Raw genomic sequence first — 17,044 nt, 5'->3', positions numbered from 1 at the left:
CCGTGTCAGGCCACGTGTGCTCGTCGGGTGCGGTCGGGTGGAGGGTCGAGTTTTTGTCGTAGCCACTTGTTGTAATCATCTGGTGCCTCAACGTGAGAATAATGGGCGGGTGGTCATGCGGACCGCCCGCATCGGCCTGCGCGTGTCGGCCGGGCAGCGACGCCGGTGTTTCGCCTTGCTCGCCTCGGCCGGGGACGTGTGGGCGTGTGTACTGGACATGAACCGCTGGCGCCGCCAACGCGGCCCTGCCGGCGATCGTGAGCTATCAGGAGTTGTGCCGGGAACTGTCGGCGGCCGGGCCGGGCACGTTCGGAGAACTGGATACCACCGGGGCGCGGTCGGTGCTGCGGCGCTACAGCGACGCCTGGTTCGCCACCGCTAAGCGCCGCAAAGACGGCGAGGAAACAGCGCGGTACCCGCGGCGCAAACGCCGGTTGATGCCGGTGCGTTACTACCACGGCACATTCACCCTCGATGGGATGCGATTGCGGCTGCCGGCCGGTCGCGGGTGTGCACCGTTGTGGGTGCGGTTGGGCCGGCCGGTTCCCTACCCGGCCGGGCAGGTGCGGTCGGTGACCTTGGTGGCCGAGGGCGGCCGGTTGTTCGTCGATGTCACCGCCGAAGTCCCCATCACCACTTATTCGCCGGGCCAGGAGCCGGACCCGGGCCGTGTGGCGGGAGTCGACCCGGGGGTGATCCACCCGTTCGCGGTGGCAGGCCCGGACGGGGAGGGCCTGGTGGTGTCGGGGCGGGCGATCCGCGCCGAAGCCCACCTGCACCTGCGCGACGCCAAACACCGGCGACGCGCGATGGCGCGGCGGACACCGAAACCGGGCCAGGCCGGATCACGGCGATGGAGGAAACTCCGGGCCCGGCAACGCAAGGTCGAAGCCCGTCACCGGCGACGGGTCCGCCAGGCCCAGCACGAGGCCGCCAAAACCGTCATCGACTGGGCCGTCGCACGCCGGATCGGCACCCTGGTGGTCGGAGACCCGCGCGGTGTTCTGGCCCTCAAAGCGGGACGGCGGCACAACCGACGGGTCCGCGATTGGCGGATCGGGTATCTAATCCGGTGTCTGAAGGACAAGGCCGAGCAGGCCGGGATCAGCCTGATGCTGGTGGATGAGCGGGGCACGTCCTCGACCTGCCCTGCCTGTCGCCAGCGGGCTTCCAAGCCAAAGGATCGGAATTTCGCCTGCACCCGGTGCGGGTTCAAGGGGCACCGCGACCTGGTCGGCGGCGCCAACATCGCCCGGCGTGGCCCGGGCGGCACCATCACCACCAACATGTTCCCGGTGGTGATCACGCACCGTCGAGCCGGACGGCACCTGCCCGGTGCCGGACGGTCCCGGCGTGACCCTAGACGGTCCCCCCATCACGGCACCGCACACCGGGTCCCTTGGCCGGCCGTGGCCCGCCCCACAACACGTGGGGAGTCGCTCGCCCCAAGCGAGGATCAGCCAACCCCCACCTCCCAACGAGGCAAACGTTGACTGACACGGCACTAACCGTCCCCGCGCGGCGCGGGAAGCCCGTACGTCTGGTTGGCTGGAGGGCATGGCGGAAGAGCTGGAGAAACTGACGTCCAAGGAGCTGCACGACCGCGCGATCGACCGTGCCGTCCACCACCTCGACGTGGGCTTCCTGTGGCGGCTGACCAAGGCGATCCCGGCGGCCCAGGCGGCGGCCGGGCACCCCGACCAGGCCGAGGCCGACGTGTCGCACCTGTCGTCGATCCTCAACGAGCTGGTGCACTCGGGCGGCGGCGAGGTCGCCGACGAACTGCGGCCGCTCTACATCGAGTACCTTCGCGGCTAGAGGTACTGGCCGAGGTTCTCGCCGGTGCTCGCGGGGCCCTCGGTCTCCGGCAGGTCCTCGACCCGCAGGGTGCCGATGTCGGAGCGCGCCGGGTCCTCCTCGCGGGTGATGCGGCGTGCCTGCAGGGCGATGGCGCGGTCCAGGTGGTTGCGCATGAGCCGGGCGTTGCCGAACGACTCGCCGCGGGCGGCGGTGCGCAGGTGGCGGCGTACGGCGTCGAGCACGCCGTCGCCCAGGCTGAAGCCCGCGTCTGCGGCCATCACCTCGAAGATCGCCACCAGCTCGTCGTCGGTGTAGTCGGGGAAGCGCAGCACCAGCGGGAACCGCGAGGCGAGACCGGGGTTGAAGTCCAGGAACCGCAGCATCGGGCCCTCGTAGCCGGCCACGATGACGACGATGTCCGCGCGGTGCTCCTCCATGAGCTTGAGCAACTCGGCGATGGCCTCGTGCCCGTAGTCGCGGCCGGAGTCGGCGGGGGTCAGGGCGTACGCCTCGTCGATGAACAGCACACCGCCGAGCGCGCGCTCGACCGCGGCGCGCACCTTGGGCGCGGTCTGCCCGATGTACTCCCCCACCAGGTCGGCGCGGGAGACCTCGACCAGGTGACCGGACGACAGCAGGCCCAGCTTGGCGTAGACCGCCGCGAGGAGGCGGGCCATGGTCGTCTTGGCCGTGCCGGGGTTGCCGGTGAAGACCATGTGGCGGGTGGGCGGGGCGATCGGGATGCCCGCGTCGCGGCGCAGCTGCTCGGCGCGTGCCTCGGCGACGAGCAGGTGCACCTCGTGCTTGACGGTGTCCAGGCCGATGAGCTTCTCGATCTCGGCGAGCGGGTCGCCGGGCAGGTCGATGTGGCCGCTCGCGATGAGCGTGCCCGGGATGTCGTCGGCGAAGATCTCGTCCAGGGACTCGTCGTCGGTGAGCACCCCGTCGTCGAGGACGCGCCGCGACTGCATGGCGATGGCGCGGTCCAGCAGGTTGATCATGGCGCGGGCGTTGCCGACGTTGCTGTCGCGGGTGCTGCCGTGGACCAGTTCGCGCACCTTCTCCAGCACGCCCTCACGCAGCGCGAAGCCGGCGTCGGCGGTCTTGGCCTTGAAGATCTCGATCAGCTCGTCCTCGGTCAGGCCGGGGAAGCGCAGCCGCTTGGGGAAGTAGGCGGACAGCTCCGCGTCGCTCTTCAGCAGGCCGTTGATCGGCCCCTCGGGTCCGCACAGCACGACGACGAGGTCCTCCGTCTGCGCCTGGACGCAGGCGAGGAGCACGTCGACGGCCTCCCGGTTGCGGGGCGACTCGCCGGGCATCAGGTTATGCGCGTCGTTGATGGCCAGGATGCCGCCCTGCGCCCGTTCGACCGCGCGGCGGACCCGCGGCCCGCTCTCGCTGACGTACTCCCCCACGAGGTCGGACCGGTCCACCTCGACGAGGTGCCCGGACGAGAGCACGCCCAGGTCGGCGTAGATCCGGCCGAGGATGCGCGCGACCTTCGACTTGCCGGTGCCGGCGCCGCCGCTGAAGACGATGTGCTTGGGCCGGGCGGCGACCGGCATGCCGGCCTCGCGGCGCATCCGTGCCGCCTCCGCCTCGGCGACGAGCAGGCGGACCTCGCTCTTGACCGACTCCAGGCCGACGCAGGAATCCAGCTCGGCCATCGGGTCGGACTGCTCGGCGCCGCCGGCGATGACCCGCTGCGGCAGGTCGGCCGGCGCGACCTCGGTCTCGCCGCGTGCCACCGCCGCCGTGACGCACTGCTCGGCGAGGTACTCCACGAGGCGCGCGCCGCGGAGGTTCAGCAGCGGCGGGGTGCGCGTGAGCAGCACGCCGGCGGTGGCCGCGGCCTCCCGCGCGACGGTCAGGTCGCGGCGGGCGACGGCACGGCGGAACAGCTCGGCGTAGGCGTCCTCACCGAACTCCTGCGTGCGCGCGACGCGGAAGTGCTGGTGCAGCGCCGGGTTGGCGTCGAAGACCCGGCGGTCGCCGCCCACCCGGCACAGGACGACGACGTGCAGCTTCTGGTGGCGTTCGAGCGCCCGGCGCAGCTCCTCGGCGAACGCGATGCCGCAGTTGTCGAACGCGAGGATGCGGTCGAGCCCGTCGATGACCAGGAGACGGCCCTCAAGGCACTCGCGCACGCGTGCGAGGAAGTACAGGATCGTGTCGCTGACGTGGAGGTTGGCGAAGACCTGATCCGACACCCACACCGTCTCGCGCACGTCGCCGCGCGCCATCAGGGCGCTCTCCAGCGCGCGTACGGCGGTGCCCTTGCCGGTGGCCTCCGGGCCGCTGATGAGCACCCGCACCGGGCGACCGGCGTCGGCGCGCAGCACCTCGGTGACGGCGGTGACCAGGTCGGGCTGGCCGACGATGTCGTCCGCGACCTCGTCGGCCACCGCGGCGGCTCGCGACTCTTCGGCCGGCGCGGGGCCGGCGAACGCCGCGGCGAGGGGGTTGACGACCGTCGGCGCCTGGAAGAGCCGGCGCAGGTCCATCTGGAAGCCGCGTACGGGCACGCGGCACTTGGGGCTGACGGCGGTCTCGGGCAGCCCCTGGACGCAGCCGGTGATGCGCAGGGCCATGTCGAGCCAGGCGCGGCAGACGTCCGCCTCACCGGCGACGAGCCCGCGCGCCAGCCAGGACCGTACGTCGGCCTGCCAGGGGTCGACGCGGAAGCCCTCCCGGAGCCGCTGAAACTGCTCCTGGACGTTCTCGTAGCGCTCGACGCCGATCGCGAAGGCCATCTCCGCCGGCACCGCCGCGACCTCGGCCTGGAGCAGCAGCCGGGCGAGCGCGACGTCGAGCGGGTCGTGGCCGGGCACCGCCGACAGCAGGCGCTCGTGCACGGCGACCCAGCCCGAACAGGCCCAGCCGAGGTACCCCACGGGGCCGGCGAGCTCGGGCAGCGCGGCCAGAACGTCTTCGGGCAGGTCGGTCGCCCAGAGGCGTTCGAGCTCGCCCTGCGGGACGCTCAGGTCGGCCGCACGCGCCTCCGGGTCGGCGGCGCGCCGGTCGTACAGCGCGATCAACGCCTGCCGGCGCTGCTCGATCGGCTCGATGCCCGCGAGCACGTCGAGGGCCTCCCGGGCGAGCGTGTACATCGTCGCGCGCCGGTCGGAGTCGTCGCCGACGTTCTCCACGAGCCACAGGCCGGGCGGCCGCAGCCGGCCGCCCTGGCTGAACCAGGCGTACGGGTCGCGCACCGGGGCCTCGGGCTTGGCGAGGAAGCCGGCGAACAGCTCGTAGTCGATGTCGCCGCGCGAGCCCGCGCGGATCGCGGACGCGCCGAGCAGGAAGGTGAGCAGCGACCACAGCTCCGCGCCCGCCGCCGAGGTGCCGGCGCCGTAGAAGTCGCTGAGCCCGCTGGTCAGCTCCTTGGCCCGGTCGTCGCGGTCGAACTTCACCGCACGCTCGCGCACCTCGTCGTACAGCCCGTCGGGCACTCTCCACGGACCGTGGGAGTAGACGTCGAGCACGGGCTCGTCGGTAAGGAGCAGGCCGAGGTGTTCGGGTAGGCGTGGGGCGCTCACGGGTAGACCTTACGACCGTTACCGCATAGGCCGCAGCCGCGTGTGAATCGGCCCAGGTGACGGTAACGCGCTCAGCGCGGATGCTTCCGGTCGCGGTGTTCGGCGGCGATGCGCATCGGGCCGGACGGGCGCTCGCGCGGCTCGGATTCCGGCTGCGGGGTGAAGGTGAACCCGATCTCGGCCGGTGGGCGTTCGAGCGCCTCCAGGTCGTCGACGGGGACGAGCGCGGCGAGGGCCTTGCCATGGCGGGTCAGCAGGATCCGCTCTCCGCTGTAGCCGACGCGGCTGACGAGTTCCGCCAGCTCGGCGCGGGCCTGGGTCACGGGCACCTCTCGTGTCATGCAATGATTCTAGCATTCTGTACAGTTTTGCTATTCTGTACAGAACTCTAGGAGGTGCAGTCCGTGGACTTTCCGACGTACGAGCCGCGCGCACGAGTGACCGAGCTGCCGGATGCCGCCGTCACCGACCAGGTGTTCCAGCGGCTGCTCGCGCAGCGCATCGTCTTCATCGGGTCCGAGATCGACGACGATCTCGCCAACCGGGTCTGCTCACAGCTCCTGCTCCTCGCGGCGCAGGACGGGCAGCGCGACATCAAGCTCTTCATCAACTCGCCGGGCGGATCGATGGACGCGATGTTCGCCATGTACGACGTGATGAAGTACCTGCCGAACGACGTGTCGACGGTCGGGCTCGGCATGGCGGCCTCGGCGGGACAGTTCCTGCTCACCGCGGGGACGCCGGGCAAGCGCTACTCGCTGCGGAACACGCGGATCATGATGCACCAGCCCCTGGGCGGCATCCGCGGCACCGCGTCCGACATCCGCATCCAGGCCGAGCAGTCACTGCACCTGAAGAAGCGCTTCCTGGAGCTGATCTCCGAGCACACGGGGCGCCCGTTCGAGCAGATCGAGCACGACGCCGACCGCGACCGCTACTTCACCCCCACGGAGGCTCGCGAGTACGGCCTGATCGACCACGTCGTGACCAGCGCACTGGAGGCGGGAGGCGTCGCGCCGTGAGGATCCACGAGCCGTTCGGCATCGAGGCCCGGTACATCCTGCCGTCCTACGTCGAGCGCACGTCGTACGGGATGAAGGAGAGCAACCCGTACAACAAGCTGTTCGAGGAGCGGATCGTCTTCGTCGGAGCGCCGATCGACGACACCCTCGCCAACGACGTGATCGCCCAGCTCATCGCGCTGGAGGGGATGGACACCGACCGTACGATCAGCCTGTACATCAACTCCCCCGGCGGTTCACTCACCGCGATGACGGCGATCTACGACACGATGCGGTACGTCAAACCGGACATCGAGACGACCTGCGTCGGGCAGGCGGCCTCGGCGGCGGCGGTCCTCCTGGCGGCCGGCACACCGGGCAAGCGCGCCGCACTGCCACACGCGCGCATCCTCATCCACCAGCCCAGCACCGAGGGCGGGTACGGCCAGGCCAGCGACCTGGAGATCCAGGCGAAGGAGATCCTCCGGCAGCGCGAGGAGCTGGAGGAGATCCTGGCCGACCACTCCGGCCGCCCGGTGGAGCAGGTACGCGCCGACATCGAGCGCGACCGCTTCCTCACCGCACAGGAGGCACGCGAGTACGGCCTCATCGACGAGATCATCACCAGCCGCAAGACCGGCTGATCTCGTCTCGGAAGACGACCGGGGGCGGCCTCATGGGGTCGGGCCGCCCCCGGCGCGGCCGTCACCACACGGAACGCCGCCGAGGTCGGCCGGTGGTGGCGGCTCGGGCACGCCGCCGACCCTCACGGGCGAGGTCCGGGCGCGCACGGGCGTTCTCCACGGCTCCGGCGACCTGGACAGACTCAAGGCCCTGGTCTCCTCCGGGGCTGGATCTGCGCGGACGGCTTCTCTGCCCCGGGAGTGAGGCGACCTGTTCGCCGGACGCACCGCCTTCGCCCCGCGTCCGCTCGCCGCGCCGTATCCAGGCCTGGTGCCAGGCGCGCTGCCCGGCCGCGAGCCGATGTGCGACGGCCGCCGGCAGGTCTGAGCGATCGCCCGGCTGACGCCGGCGGCCGGGGCCCCGGGGGCGGGGCCCGGCCGGACGGGCGTCAGCAGGTCTGCTTGTACAGGTACTTGGCGATGTCGGGGCTGTCGACGTTGTCCTTGGTGACCGCCACGAGCCGGGTCTGGATGTGCTTGGTCACCGTCTTGCCCTCCAGGGCGTTCACCGCCTGGTCGACGCCCTGGCGTCCGATCTCCAGCGGCTCCTGGCCGATGAGGCCCTGGATCGTGCCGGCCCGCAGGTCCTCGACCTGTTTCGGGCTCGCGTCGAACTCGATGAGCTTCACCTTGCCGACCTTGTCCGCCTGCTTCAGCGACGCCGCCGAGCCCTCGCCGGTGACCAGGTTGGAGGCGAAGATGCCCGCCAGATCCGGGTTCTTCGACAGTTCGCCGTTGACCAGCTCGGTGGCCTTGCCCGCGTCGTCGCCCGGGTACTGCTCCGAGGCCAGGGTGATGCCCGGGTGTTTGGCGATCTCCTCCTTGAAACCGGCCACCCGATCGTCGGTGGTGGCGATGCCCCGGGTGGGCGCGAGCACCATGACCTTGCCCCGGTCGCCGATCTGCTTCGCCAACGTCTGCGCCGCGAGCCGTCCGCCGAGCCGGTTGTCGGAGGAGACGCGGGACAGGCCGACCGACTGGTCGGCCAGCTCGGTGTCCACGAAGACCACCTTGCTGCCGTTGCCGGTGAGCTGGCGGACCGGGCCGGCCATGGCGTCCTTGTCGACCGGGGCGATCAGCACCGCGTCCGGCCGTGAGGCGGCGACCGAGGTCACCACCTGGGTCTGCTGCGCCACGTCCCACTGGGCCGGCGCCTGGACGCTGAGGTGCGCGCCCAGCCGGGCCGCCTCGGCCTTGGCCCCGCAGTACATGGAGATGTAGAACGGCTCGTTCGCGATCCCCTGGATGAGGGTGAGCTTCTTGCTCCCGCCTCCGGACGAGGACGAGGAGCCGCCGCTCCCGCACCCGCCGGTCAGGGCCAGTGACAGCGCGGCGGCCACGACGACGTACCTGTTCACCGATGTGCCTCCTTTATCGACGTTCTCGCGCTCGCCGCCGTAGCTGGTCGAAGAAGACCGCGACGACCAGTACGGCCCCGACCGCGACATCGAGCCAGAACCGCTGTGCCCCGAGGATGATCAGACCGTTGCGCAGGACGCCGGGGATCAGCACGCCGATCACCGTGCCCGCGACGGTGCCGACGCCGCCGAACAGGCTCGCGCCGCCGATGACGACGGCGGCGATCGCGCTCAGGTTGTCGGACGTGTGGCTGGCGATCGTGGTGGTCGTGTAGTGCGCCAGCGACAGCACGCCGGCCACTCCCGACAGGAGGCCGGACAGCGCGTACACCTTGATGAGGTGCCGGTCGACCTTGATGCCGACCCGGCGTGCCGCCTCGGCGTTGGACCCGATCGCGTACGTGTGGCGGCCGAACCGGGTGAGCGCCAGCAGCAGCCCGAAGACGACCGCGATGAGCACGGCGATGATGACGAGCCAGGGCACCCCGGCGACCAGGCCGTACCCGATGGCGTTGGCCAGCTTGGCGGGGATCCGGTTGACGTCGCTGCCACCCGTGATGACCTGGGCGAGGCCGAGGGCCACGCCGAGGCTGCCCAGAGTGGCGATGAGGGGTGGGATCCTCGCCTTGGTGACGAGCAGGCCGTTCACCAGGCCCCAGCCGAGCCCGCTGCCCATCCCGGCGAGCGCGCCGAGCGCGATGCCGCCCCAGCCCGCGGTCGTGCCGCCCAGGGCGACCATCGTCTTGGCCGCGACGACGCCGGAGAAGACCAGCACGGAGCCGACCGACAGGTCGATGCCGGCGGTGACGATGACGAACGTCATGCCGACCGCGAGGACGAGCAGGATGGCCGAGTCGGTCGCGACGTTGCGGATGTTGAAGGTCGTGGCGAACTCGGCCGGCTTGAGCACGGCGAACAACGCGAACAGTGCGACCAGCACGGCGAGCGTCCACACCGTGTTCGAGCGCAGGAGGGCCGGGATCCGTCCCGTCTCCGTGGTCTCCTCAGAGACGGCGGTCGTCGTCATGCGGCACCCTCCTGGTCCAGTCCTCCGGTCATCGCCGAGACGAGCTGCTCCACCGACGTGTCCGCGGCGGTGAACCGGGCGACCCTGCGGCCCAGCCGCAGCACCTCCACCCGGTCGGCGACGGCGAGCACCTCGGGCATGTTGTGGCTGATCAGGACCACCGTCACGCCACGGTCGCGGACGCGCCGGATGAGGTCGAGCACCTGTTTTCGCTGGACCACGCCCAGCGCGGCGGTCGGCTCGTCCATGAACACCACCCGCGACGCCCACGCCACCGCGCGCGCCACGGCGACGCACTGACGCTGCCCGCCGGACAGCTGCCGTACGGGCGCGGACATGTCGGGCAGCCGGATGCCGAGCTCGTCGAAGGCCTCCGCCGCCCGCCGCTGCATGACGCCCCGGTCGAGCACGTGGAGGAACGAGAACCGGGTCGGCTCGCGGCCGAGGAAGAGGTTCGCGGCGGCGTCGAGGTCGTGGGCGAGCGCGAGGTCCTGGTAGACGGTCTCGATGCCGAGCCGCTGCGCGTCGACCGGATCGGTCAGGTGCACCGGGCGGCCGTCGAGGAGGATCTCGCCGCCGTCGGGCCGCAGCGCGCCGGCGAGCGTCTTGACCAGAGTGCTCTTGCCGGCGCCGTTGTCGCCGATGAGCGCGACGACCTCGCCCGCGTACGCGGTGAAGGCGGCCCCTCGCAGGGCCTGGACATGACCGAAACGCCTCGTGACGCCTCGTGCTTCGAGCAGCGGTTCCGTCATGTGCACCTTCCTGGCTAGGGCGGCGGCAGCTCCCCGGAGCCGCGGACGATGAGGTGGGTCGGCAGCACCACGCGTTGCGGGGGCAGTTCCTCGCCCGCCATGCGCCGGCACAGCAGCTCCGCCGCGCGCCGGCCCATCTCCACGGGCTGGTGCGCCACGACGGTCACCGGCGTGGCGAGCATGTCGGCGAGCTCCAGGTCGTCGAAGCCGACCAGCGCCGTGCCCGCGCCGGCGGCCTGGACGGCCCGCAGCGCGCCGACCGTCAGCCGGTTGTTGCCGGTGAAGACGGCCGTCGGCGGGTCGTCGAGGGCGAGCAGCTCCGCCATGGCCGACTCGGCGCCGGCCACGTCGTGCCGGCCCGGACGTACGAGGGCCTCGTCCACGGGCACGCCGTGCTCGCCCAGCGCCTCGCGGTAGCCCCGCAGGCGCTCGCTCGCGGTGAAGATGCCGGGCAGGTCGGACAGGCAGGCGATGCGGCGGTGGCCGTGCCGGACGAGGTGGTCGACGGCCGTACGGGCCCCGCCGACGCTGTCGATGAGGACGACGTCGGCCTCAAGGGCCTCCTCGGGCGGGCGGTCGATGAAGACCGCGGGGGTGCCCATGCTGATCTCGGGGATCAGGTAGCGGTGGTCGGTGCCGGAGGGCACGACGAGCAGGCCGTCCACCCGGCGCTCGCACAGCGACCGGATGAGGTGGCGCTCCCGCGCGGGGTCCTCGTCCGAGCAGCCGGAGATGACCAGGAGGTCGTGGGCCCGCGCGACCTCCTCGACCCCGCGCGCGATCTGGGAGTAGAAGGGGTTGGCGACGTCCTTGATGACGAGCCCGAGGCTGCGGGTGCGCTTTCCGCCGCGCAGCGCGCGGGCGATGTCGTTGCGGCGGAAGCCCAGCGCGGAGATGGCGGCGTTGACCTTCGCGGTCGTGTCCGGCCGCACGCCGTCCTCGCCGTTGACCACGCGCGAGACCGTCTTGAGGCTCACGCCGGCACGCCGGGCGACGTCACGCATGGTCGGCCGCATGGGCTCCCTCAGGACTTCGGCTGGACGGGGCGTCGAGACCGCCGACCGTGAGAGACTGCCCGAACCCCGCGCCCGCGGCCGGCGAGGGTCCCGGGCGATCTCTCAGGACGACAACGTTGTCATCTCATCTCTGTACGCCCGGCGTCAAGCCCGCGGCCCGACCACGGCACGAACCGGCCGCGTGACTCCGGCCCCGCCTCCGAGCCGGTCTCAGAGCCGGTTCAGAACGGGTGCAGGTCCGGGCGCTTGGCCGTGAGGCCGTCGCCGGACGAGCGTCCCTGCAGGCGCCGCTGGATCCATGGCACGAAGTAGGTCCGCGCCCACTCGATGTCACCGCGCCGCGAGGTCAGCCAGTCGACGGGCGGCGCCGCCGGCCAGGGCTCGCGCCAGTCGCCGGCGGCCTCGATGCCGAGCGCCTCGCAGGCGGCCAGCGCCACGCGCCGGTGCCCCTCCGGCGACAGGTGAAGCCGGTCCGGCGCCCAGGCCCGCGGGTCCAGCAGCGTCCGCATCGACCACAGGTCCACCACCCGGCAGTCGTGCCGGTCCGCGATGGAGCGGACGTGCAGGTTGTACATCGCCGCCTTGCCGCGGATGCGGCGCAGCACCGGCACGTCACGCGTGTCGAAGCCGGTGAAGAGCAGCACCTCGGCGCCGGTCGCCCGCAGCCGCCGGACCGCGTCCTCGAAGACGACGGCGAGCCGGTCCGGATCCGCACGCGGGCGCAGCAGGTCGTTGCCGGCTGCGGCGAGCGTGATCAGGTCCGGCCGCAGCTCGACGGCGCGCGGTACCTGCTCGGCCACGACCTGGCCCAGCAGCCGCCCGCGTATGGCGAGGTTGGCGTAGCGCAGGCCGCTGGTGGAGCTTGAGGCGGAGGCGGCGAGGTGCTCGGCGAGCCGGTCGGCCCAGCCGCGGTAGCCGCCGGCGGGATCCGGGTCGTCGAGGCCCTCGGTGAAGCTGTCACCGAGGGCCACGTATGAGGAGTACGTCGATTCGGAGTCGGTCACGTCCATCAATGATGCATGACGCCGCCTCCCGGCGATCACAGCCCCTCAGTTGTTGATCGGCACTCCCCGGCCGCGCATCGACAGGGCGTGCTCGACCAGCGTGATGAGCGTCGCCTTGGTGGACTCGCGGTTGCGCGCGTCACAGGTGACGATCGGCACGTGCGCGCCGATCGTGAGCGCGTCGCGGATGTCCTCGATCGTGTGGGTGTAGACGCCGTCGAAACCGTTGATGCCCACGACGAAGGGCACCCCCGACTCCTCGAAGTAGTCGACCGCGGCGAAGGAGTCGGCGAGCCGGCGCGTGTCCACCAGGACCACCGCTCCGATCGCGCCCTTCACCAGGTCGTCCCACATGAACCAGAAGCGGTGCTGTCCGGGCGTGCCGAACAGGTAGAGGATCAGCTCCCGGTCGAGGCTGACCCGGCCGAAGTCCATCGCGACGGTCGTGGTCGTCTTGTCCGGAGTGGAGGACAGGTCGTCGACCTCGGTGCTGGCCGCGGTCATGACGGCCTCGGTGGTCAGCGGCATGATCTCTGACACCGAACCGACGAAGGTCGTCTTCCCCACACCGAAGCCTCCCCCGACAATGATCTTGACCGAGGTCATTCCGGGGGAGGCGCCCGGATTAGAGCTTGCGAAGTCCACTGAGAACCCTTTCCAGCAGCTGGAGGTCAGGCTGCCCCTCAGTGAAGGGAGACTGATGCAGGCGTAGCAGGCCTTCGTGCGCCATGTCCGCGATCAGCACACGGGCCACGCCGAGCGGCAGTCTGAGCAGGGCCGACACTTCCGCCACCGAACGCCAGTTGCGGCACAGATCGATGATGGCTTTGTACTCGGGGGTGAGAGTCGTGATGTCGTGCCGCGGATACGGAGCGACCGAGATCAGCGCCTCGATCGGCAGGTCGTACCGTGGCTTGGTGCGCCCGCCCGTGACCGCGTACGGCCGGACCAGCGAACTGGAGTCTCCCGCTTCCGAGGGCGGCGACGAGGGCGGCCCCGGCGGCGGGTCTCGGTGCGGACCGGGGTTCGACCCGTGCTGGGGGCCGAACCCGTAATTCCCGTACCTGCCGCCGTCCACCCTTAACCGATCCCGGGTTCGGCGCGGAGCGCGGGCGTCAGCACGCGGCCCACACGCTCGACGAGCAGTGCCATCTCGTATGCCACCAATCCCATATCGCAGTCGGGTGCGGCGAGGACGCCCAGCACGGAACCGTCGCTGATCGCCATCACGAACAGCAGCCCGCGTTCCATCTCGACGAGCGTCTGCGTGACCGCACCGCCCTCAAAGATACGGGCCGCGCCCTGGGTGAGACTGGTCAGTCCCGACGCGATCGCGGCGAGCTGATCGACACGGTCGGCCGGGAAGCCTTCCGAGTACGCCATCGGCAGACCGTCGGAGGAGACCACCACGGCGTGCGCGACGCGCGGGACGCGTTCGACGAAGTTCGTCACCAGCCAACTGAGGTCCTGGCGGCTGTTCACTGGTTCTCCCGTTCATCATCTTCGGGCTGGATCGCGGCGCGACCCTTCCGTACGCCCTGCTGGAAGCTCGCGAAACGGTTCCGTACGGTTTCCGCCTGCGGCGGGCGGGATTCCATTCTGGGTGCGGGCTGCGCCGGCTGCGCGGCCGGCCCCGGCGGGGCCGGCCTCGCCGAGCCGACCGATCCGGGGATCCGGTTGCTTCCGGGTACCCGTTTCGGCAGGCCGGCGCTGGTCTGCCCGCCGGTGGCCGGCGCGCGGATCGCCTCCGCGGCTCGCCACCCGTCATCGCCGGGCGAGGACCACTCTCTCGGCGGAGCGGTCTCAGCACGGCTCGTCGATCCCGTCTTACGCCGTTCGAACCATTCCGACTGCATTGCCTCGAAGATAGGTGAGCGTCCGTTGTTCTCGGTCACCGAGCGGCGTTCGCCGAACGCCGGGCCCGCCGATTGGGGCTGCGCCTGGGGCACCGGCCGGGGCGGCGGCGGCTCCTGCGGCGGCCCCGGAGGCGGGCCGGACCTGGAGGGCGGCACTCCCTGCGGACGCGACGAACGCGACGGGGCGGTCGGACCGGAGCCGCGGCCGGGCGGTGACGTCGGCGCCGCCTTGCGCTTGGGCAGCGGCGTGCCGTGGGACCGCAACGGCTCGCGCGGCGTGTCCGGTACGGGCGGCCGCCCGCTCTCCCCCGGCCGCCCGTTCTCGCCGGGCCGCCCGGTGTCCCCCGGCCGGCCGATCTCACCGCGGACGGCCGGCGGCTGAAGGGGCTGCACGGGCTGGACCGGCTGGACCGGCTGGACCGGCTGTAGGGGCTGCGAGACCGGGCCGCGGTCCAGCGACGGACCGCCGAACGTGTCGAGCCGCTGCGGGCGCACCTTCTGCGGGTCCTGCATGATCGTGTTCGGGGCGAGGATGACGAAGGCGGTCAGGCCGCCGGACAGCGCGGCGCGCAGCTCGACCCGGATGCCGTGCCGCTGCGCGAGGCGGCCGACGACGAACAGGCCCATGCGCCGGGAGACCGACACGTCGATCGTCGGCGGGTTGGCCAGCCGCCAGTTGGCCTCCTCGAGCTCCTCCGGCGACATGCCGACCCCGCTGTCGGAGATCTGGAGCATGGCCCCGCCTCCGCTGAGCAGGTGTCCGGACACCGCCACCTTGGTGTGCTCGGGCGAGAAGGAGGTGGCGTTCTCCACCAGCTCCGCCACGAGGTGGACCAGGTCGTTGACGACCCGGCCGTTCACCGAGACCTCGTCCTGGATCCGCAGCGTGATCCGCTCGTACTGCTCGACCTCGGACAGGGACGCGCGCACGATGTCCACGAGCGCGACCGGCTTGTTCCACCGCCGTGCCTGCTCCTGGCCGCCGAGGACCAGGAGGTTCTCACAGTTGCGGCGCATGCGGGTCGCCAGGTGGTCGAGCTTGAAGAGACTGTCCAACCGGCCGGAGTCCTGCTCGCTCTGTTCGAGGTCCTCGATGAGCCGCAGCTGACGTTCGATCAGCGACTGGCTGCGGCGGGAGAGGTTGACGAACATCGCGTTGACGTTGCCCCGCAGCATGGCCTCGTTGGACGCCAGGCGTACGGCCTCGCGGTGGACCTCGTCGAAGGCCCGCGCGACCTCACCGATCTCATCGGTGGAGTCGACGTCGATCGGCTCGACGTCGAAGCCGACCTGTTCGACGTCCGGCTCACGCAGCCGGCGGACGAAGTCGGGCAGCCGGGTGCCGGCCACGTCCAGCGCGCCTCCCCGCAGCCGGCGCAACGGCCGGACCAGCGACTGGGCGACGATGACGACCGCGAAGACCACGAGCAGCAGTACGACGAGCAGCAGGCCGCCGATGAGCAGTGCCGACCGCTGCGCCTGGCTCTTCAGGCTGTGGCTCTTGTCCAGCAGGTTGTGCACCAGCTGGTCCTCGACCGCGCGCATCTTGTCCGAGCGCACGGTCATGTCGTTGAACCACTTGCGCGGGTCGGAGTTGACGCCCATGCCGGCGAGTGACAGGTCGGCCGACTTGCCCGCCTGCGTCACCGCCTGCTGGCGGATCAGCTCCGCCTGGTCGACCTCGGGTCCGGCGACCGTGTCGGAGTAGAGCTGGGCCTCCGCCGGCGTCGCGTCCGCCTGGAAGGCCGCGATGTCAGTGTCCCGTTGGCTGCGCGCCGCCTGGAACTCCTGGTAGGCGCCCGGCTGGAACCCGCCGGCCGCCAGCGCGACCGAGAGGAAGCCCCGCTCTCTGGCGGAGTCCTCCTTGGCCTCGGCCAGGGAGTCGAGCGCGCGGGACTCCTCGGCGAGGTCGGAGTTCGAGCCGTCCTGGGCGATCTGCTCGTTGAAGTTCAGCAGGTCCGCGACGAACTCGCTGTACTTGTCGATCGTCGCGTCCGCGGGAAGCTTGGTCTGCGTCGCCTCCGCCCGTAGGCCGCTCAACTGACTCAGCCGGTTGAGGATGTCGCGCACCTGGGTCCGGGTCTGACTCGGGTAGGAGTCATCGATGCCACCGGCCTGGGCGCGCACCCCCTGGACGGCCGAGTCCACCTGCCCCTCAACGTGTTGCAGGTCGCTCTTGCTCGCGCTCTTCCCGGACGATGCCACGTACAGGGCCGTCGTGTCGCGCTCGGCCTCGAGCGCGTGCGTCAGCACGCTCAGCTTGTCACCCAGTGCGGCCAGCCGCTCGATACGGCCGAACGTCGACGCGTTCGCCAGGGCGCTGTTGACACGCAGGCCCGCGAGCACGCCCGCCACGATGGTCGGGATGACGATGAGCGCGACGAGCCGGGCGGACACCTTCCAGTTGCGTAGGGCGAAACGTCCGGCGAATCGCCGCTTGGGGCGGCTCGCCGTTTCGTCCATGGGCTGGGACGTGTCCGCGGCGCTCTGCCGCGTCCGATCTCCGTCGCTGTCCACACTACCTTCCGCTGCGTCTCACCGGATCGAACCGTGTCGGGCCTGCCGGACGATGCGAGCGATCGACGGGAGGCAGGTCCGCCGGCCGAGCACGGTTTCGCCTACACAGAGTGGTGTCGCTACCCAAAACGAACCGTCTGCATATATCCGAGGCGATCCTATGTCCCACCTATCTAAATTTCTCTGCTTTCTGCATCATCCTGCCCTGAAGGTGGGCACCGACTGATTTGCGGCCAACATCATTGCCTCCGCCCGTGCTCTACGGCAAGTAGTCGACGAACACTCCCTGCCGAAGAGATCGAAACGAGAGCAATGGTCACAGAGAGTTTCTCGCCGACGACTCACCGGTCACCAAAATGGGGTTCTATTCGTCGTTCACGGGCAGAGGGCGGACCGTAACCCAGTTACCGTACCCAGGCACTACGGAAAGTAACCCCCCGTATCCAGCGCAATCAGCGCTGTAAGGCCCGTACCACGTCATTACGATAGGT

The 17,044-nt window shown here is 70.9% G+C and carries 15 protein-coding genes; 4 read left to right on the top strand and 11 right to left on the bottom strand.

Annotated features, from left to right (window positions below; all coding sequences use genetic code 11):
* The first annotated feature begins 257 nt into the window (after positions 1 to 257).
* On the top strand, positions 258 to 1,493 hold the full coding sequence (locus QSK37_RS48315; RefSeq protein ID WP_285635959.1) for an RNA-guided endonuclease InsQ/TnpB family protein: 1,236 nt from the start codon (positions 258 to 260) through the stop codon (positions 1,491 to 1,493).
* A gap of 64 nt (positions 1,494 to 1,557) precedes the next feature.
* Positions 1,558 to 1,818, top strand: a complete 261-nt coding sequence (locus tag QSK37_RS48310; protein WP_285635956.1) for a hypothetical protein — start codon at positions 1,558 to 1,560, stop codon at positions 1,816 to 1,818.
* On the opposite strand, the gene QSK37_RS48305 is transcribed toward QSK37_RS48310, so the two are convergent.
* Entirely contained in the window at positions 1,815 to 5,339 is a 3,525-nt protein-coding gene (locus QSK37_RS48305) for an AAA family ATPase (protein WP_285635953.1), read from the bottom strand. The genes QSK37_RS48310 and QSK37_RS48305 overlap by 4 nt on opposite strands.
* Positions 5,340 to 5,410: 71 nt before the next feature.
* Positions 5,411 to 5,680, bottom strand: coding sequence for a type II toxin-antitoxin system Phd/YefM family antitoxin (locus tag QSK37_RS48300; protein WP_285635952.1), 270 nt, complete (start codon positions 5,678 to 5,680; stop codon positions 5,411 to 5,413).
* Between the two features lie 63 nt (positions 5,681 to 5,743).
* On the opposite strand from QSK37_RS48300, the gene QSK37_RS48295 reads away from it, so the two are divergent.
* Together QSK37_RS48295 and QSK37_RS48290 are read left to right on the top strand one after the other, a co-directional pair.
* Complete coding sequence (locus QSK37_RS48295) at positions 5,744 to 6,361, top strand: ClpP family protease (protein ID WP_285576357.1); 618 nt, start codon at positions 5,744 to 5,746, stop codon at positions 6,359 to 6,361.
* Positions 6,358 to 6,984, top strand: a complete 627-nt coding sequence (locus tag QSK37_RS48290; protein WP_285576355.1) for an ATP-dependent Clp protease proteolytic subunit — start codon at positions 6,358 to 6,360, stop codon at positions 6,982 to 6,984. Before QSK37_RS48295 ends, QSK37_RS48290 begins: the two co-directional genes overlap by 4 nt.
* 428 nt (positions 6,985 to 7,412) lie before the next feature.
* Here the strand turns inward: QSK37_RS48290 and QSK37_RS48285 are convergent, their stop codons facing one another.
* From QSK37_RS48285 to QSK37_RS48245, 9 genes are all read right to left on the bottom strand, one after another.
* On the bottom strand, positions 7,413 to 8,381 hold the full coding sequence (locus QSK37_RS48285; RefSeq protein WP_285635950.1) for an ABC transporter substrate-binding protein: 969 nt from the start codon (positions 8,379 to 8,381) through the stop codon (positions 7,413 to 7,415).
* Between the two features lie 13 nt (positions 8,382 to 8,394).
* Positions 8,395 to 9,408, bottom strand: a complete 1,014-nt coding sequence (locus tag QSK37_RS48280; protein WP_285635947.1) for an ABC transporter permease — start codon at positions 9,406 to 9,408, stop codon at positions 8,395 to 8,397.
* Positions 9,405 to 10,160, bottom strand: a complete 756-nt coding sequence (locus QSK37_RS48275; protein WP_285635946.1) for an ATP-binding cassette domain-containing protein — start codon at positions 10,158 to 10,160, stop codon at positions 9,405 to 9,407. Before QSK37_RS48275 ends, QSK37_RS48280 begins: the two co-directional genes overlap by 4 nt.
* 14 nt (positions 10,161 to 10,174) lie before the next feature.
* Positions 10,175 to 11,176 carry a LacI family DNA-binding transcriptional regulator gene (locus QSK37_RS48270; RefSeq protein ID WP_285576349.1) on the bottom strand — a complete coding sequence of 334 codons (1,002 nt, stop codon included), beginning with the start codon at positions 11,174 to 11,176 and terminating at the stop codon, positions 10,175 to 10,177.
* Positions 11,177 to 11,397: 221 nt separating this feature from the next.
* Positions 11,398 to 12,186, bottom strand: a complete 789-nt coding sequence (locus QSK37_RS48265) for an SGNH/GDSL hydrolase family protein (protein WP_285635944.1) — start codon at positions 12,184 to 12,186, stop codon at positions 11,398 to 11,400.
* A gap of 39 nt (positions 12,187 to 12,225) precedes the next feature.
* Positions 12,226 to 12,786, bottom strand: coding sequence for a GTP-binding protein (locus QSK37_RS48260; protein WP_285576347.1), 561 nt, complete (start codon positions 12,784 to 12,786; stop codon positions 12,226 to 12,228).
* Positions 12,787 to 12,805: 19 nt separating this feature from the next.
* Positions 12,806 to 13,258: a DUF742 domain-containing protein gene (locus tag QSK37_RS48255; protein WP_285576346.1), complete on the bottom strand. Its 453-nt coding sequence runs from the start codon at positions 13,256 to 13,258 to the stop codon at positions 12,806 to 12,808.
* A 2-nt stretch (positions 13,259 to 13,260) separates the two neighbouring features.
* Positions 13,261 to 13,662: a roadblock/LC7 domain-containing protein gene (locus QSK37_RS48250; RefSeq protein WP_285576345.1), complete on the bottom strand. Its 402-nt coding sequence runs from the start codon at positions 13,660 to 13,662 to the stop codon at positions 13,261 to 13,263.
* A complete protein-coding gene (locus QSK37_RS48245) occupies positions 13,659 to 16,499 on the bottom strand; it encodes a sensor histidine kinase (RefSeq protein WP_285635942.1) in 2,841 nt (946 codons plus the stop codon). Before QSK37_RS48245 ends, QSK37_RS48250 begins: the two co-directional genes overlap by 4 nt.
* Positions 16,500 to 17,044 lie beyond the last annotated feature (545 nt).

It is taken from the genome of Actinoallomurus iriomotensis, from assembly GCF_030269445.1.
Lineage (GTDB): Bacteria > Actinomycetota > Actinomycetes > Streptosporangiales > Streptosporangiaceae > Actinoallomurus > Actinoallomurus iriomotensis.
Note: the sequence above shows the minus strand (reverse complement) of the source record. Positions and strands in the feature narration are given on the sequence as shown.

Coding starts and splice junctions, on each gene's coding strand:
- QSK37_RS48310 (WP_285635956.1), top strand. CDS start 1,558: ATGGCGGAAGAGCTGGAGAAACTGACGTCCAAGGAGCTGCACGACCGC.
- QSK37_RS48300 (WP_285635952.1), bottom strand. CDS start 5,680: ATGACACGAGAGGTGCCCGTGACCCAGGCCCGCGCCGAGCTGGCGGAA.
- QSK37_RS48280 (WP_285635947.1), bottom strand. CDS start 9,408: ATGACGACGACCGCCGTCTCTGAGGAGACCACGGAGACGGGACGGATC.
- QSK37_RS48275 (WP_285635946.1), bottom strand. CDS start 10,160: ATGACGGAACCGCTGCTCGAAGCACGAGGCGTCACGAGGCGTTTCGGT.
- QSK37_RS48270 (WP_285576349.1), bottom strand. CDS start 11,176: ATGCGGCCGACCATGCGTGACGTCGCCCGGCGTGCCGGCGTGAGCCTC.
- QSK37_RS48265 (WP_285635944.1), bottom strand. CDS start 12,186: ATGGACGTGACCGACTCCGAATCGACGTACTCCTCATACGTGGCCCTC.
- QSK37_RS48260 (WP_285576347.1), bottom strand. CDS start 12,786: ATGACCTCGGTCAAGATCATTGTCGGGGGAGGCTTCGGTGTGGGGAAG.
- QSK37_RS48245 (WP_285635942.1), bottom strand. CDS start 16,499: ATGGACGAAACGGCGAGCCGCCCCAAGCGGCGATTCGCCGGACGTTTC.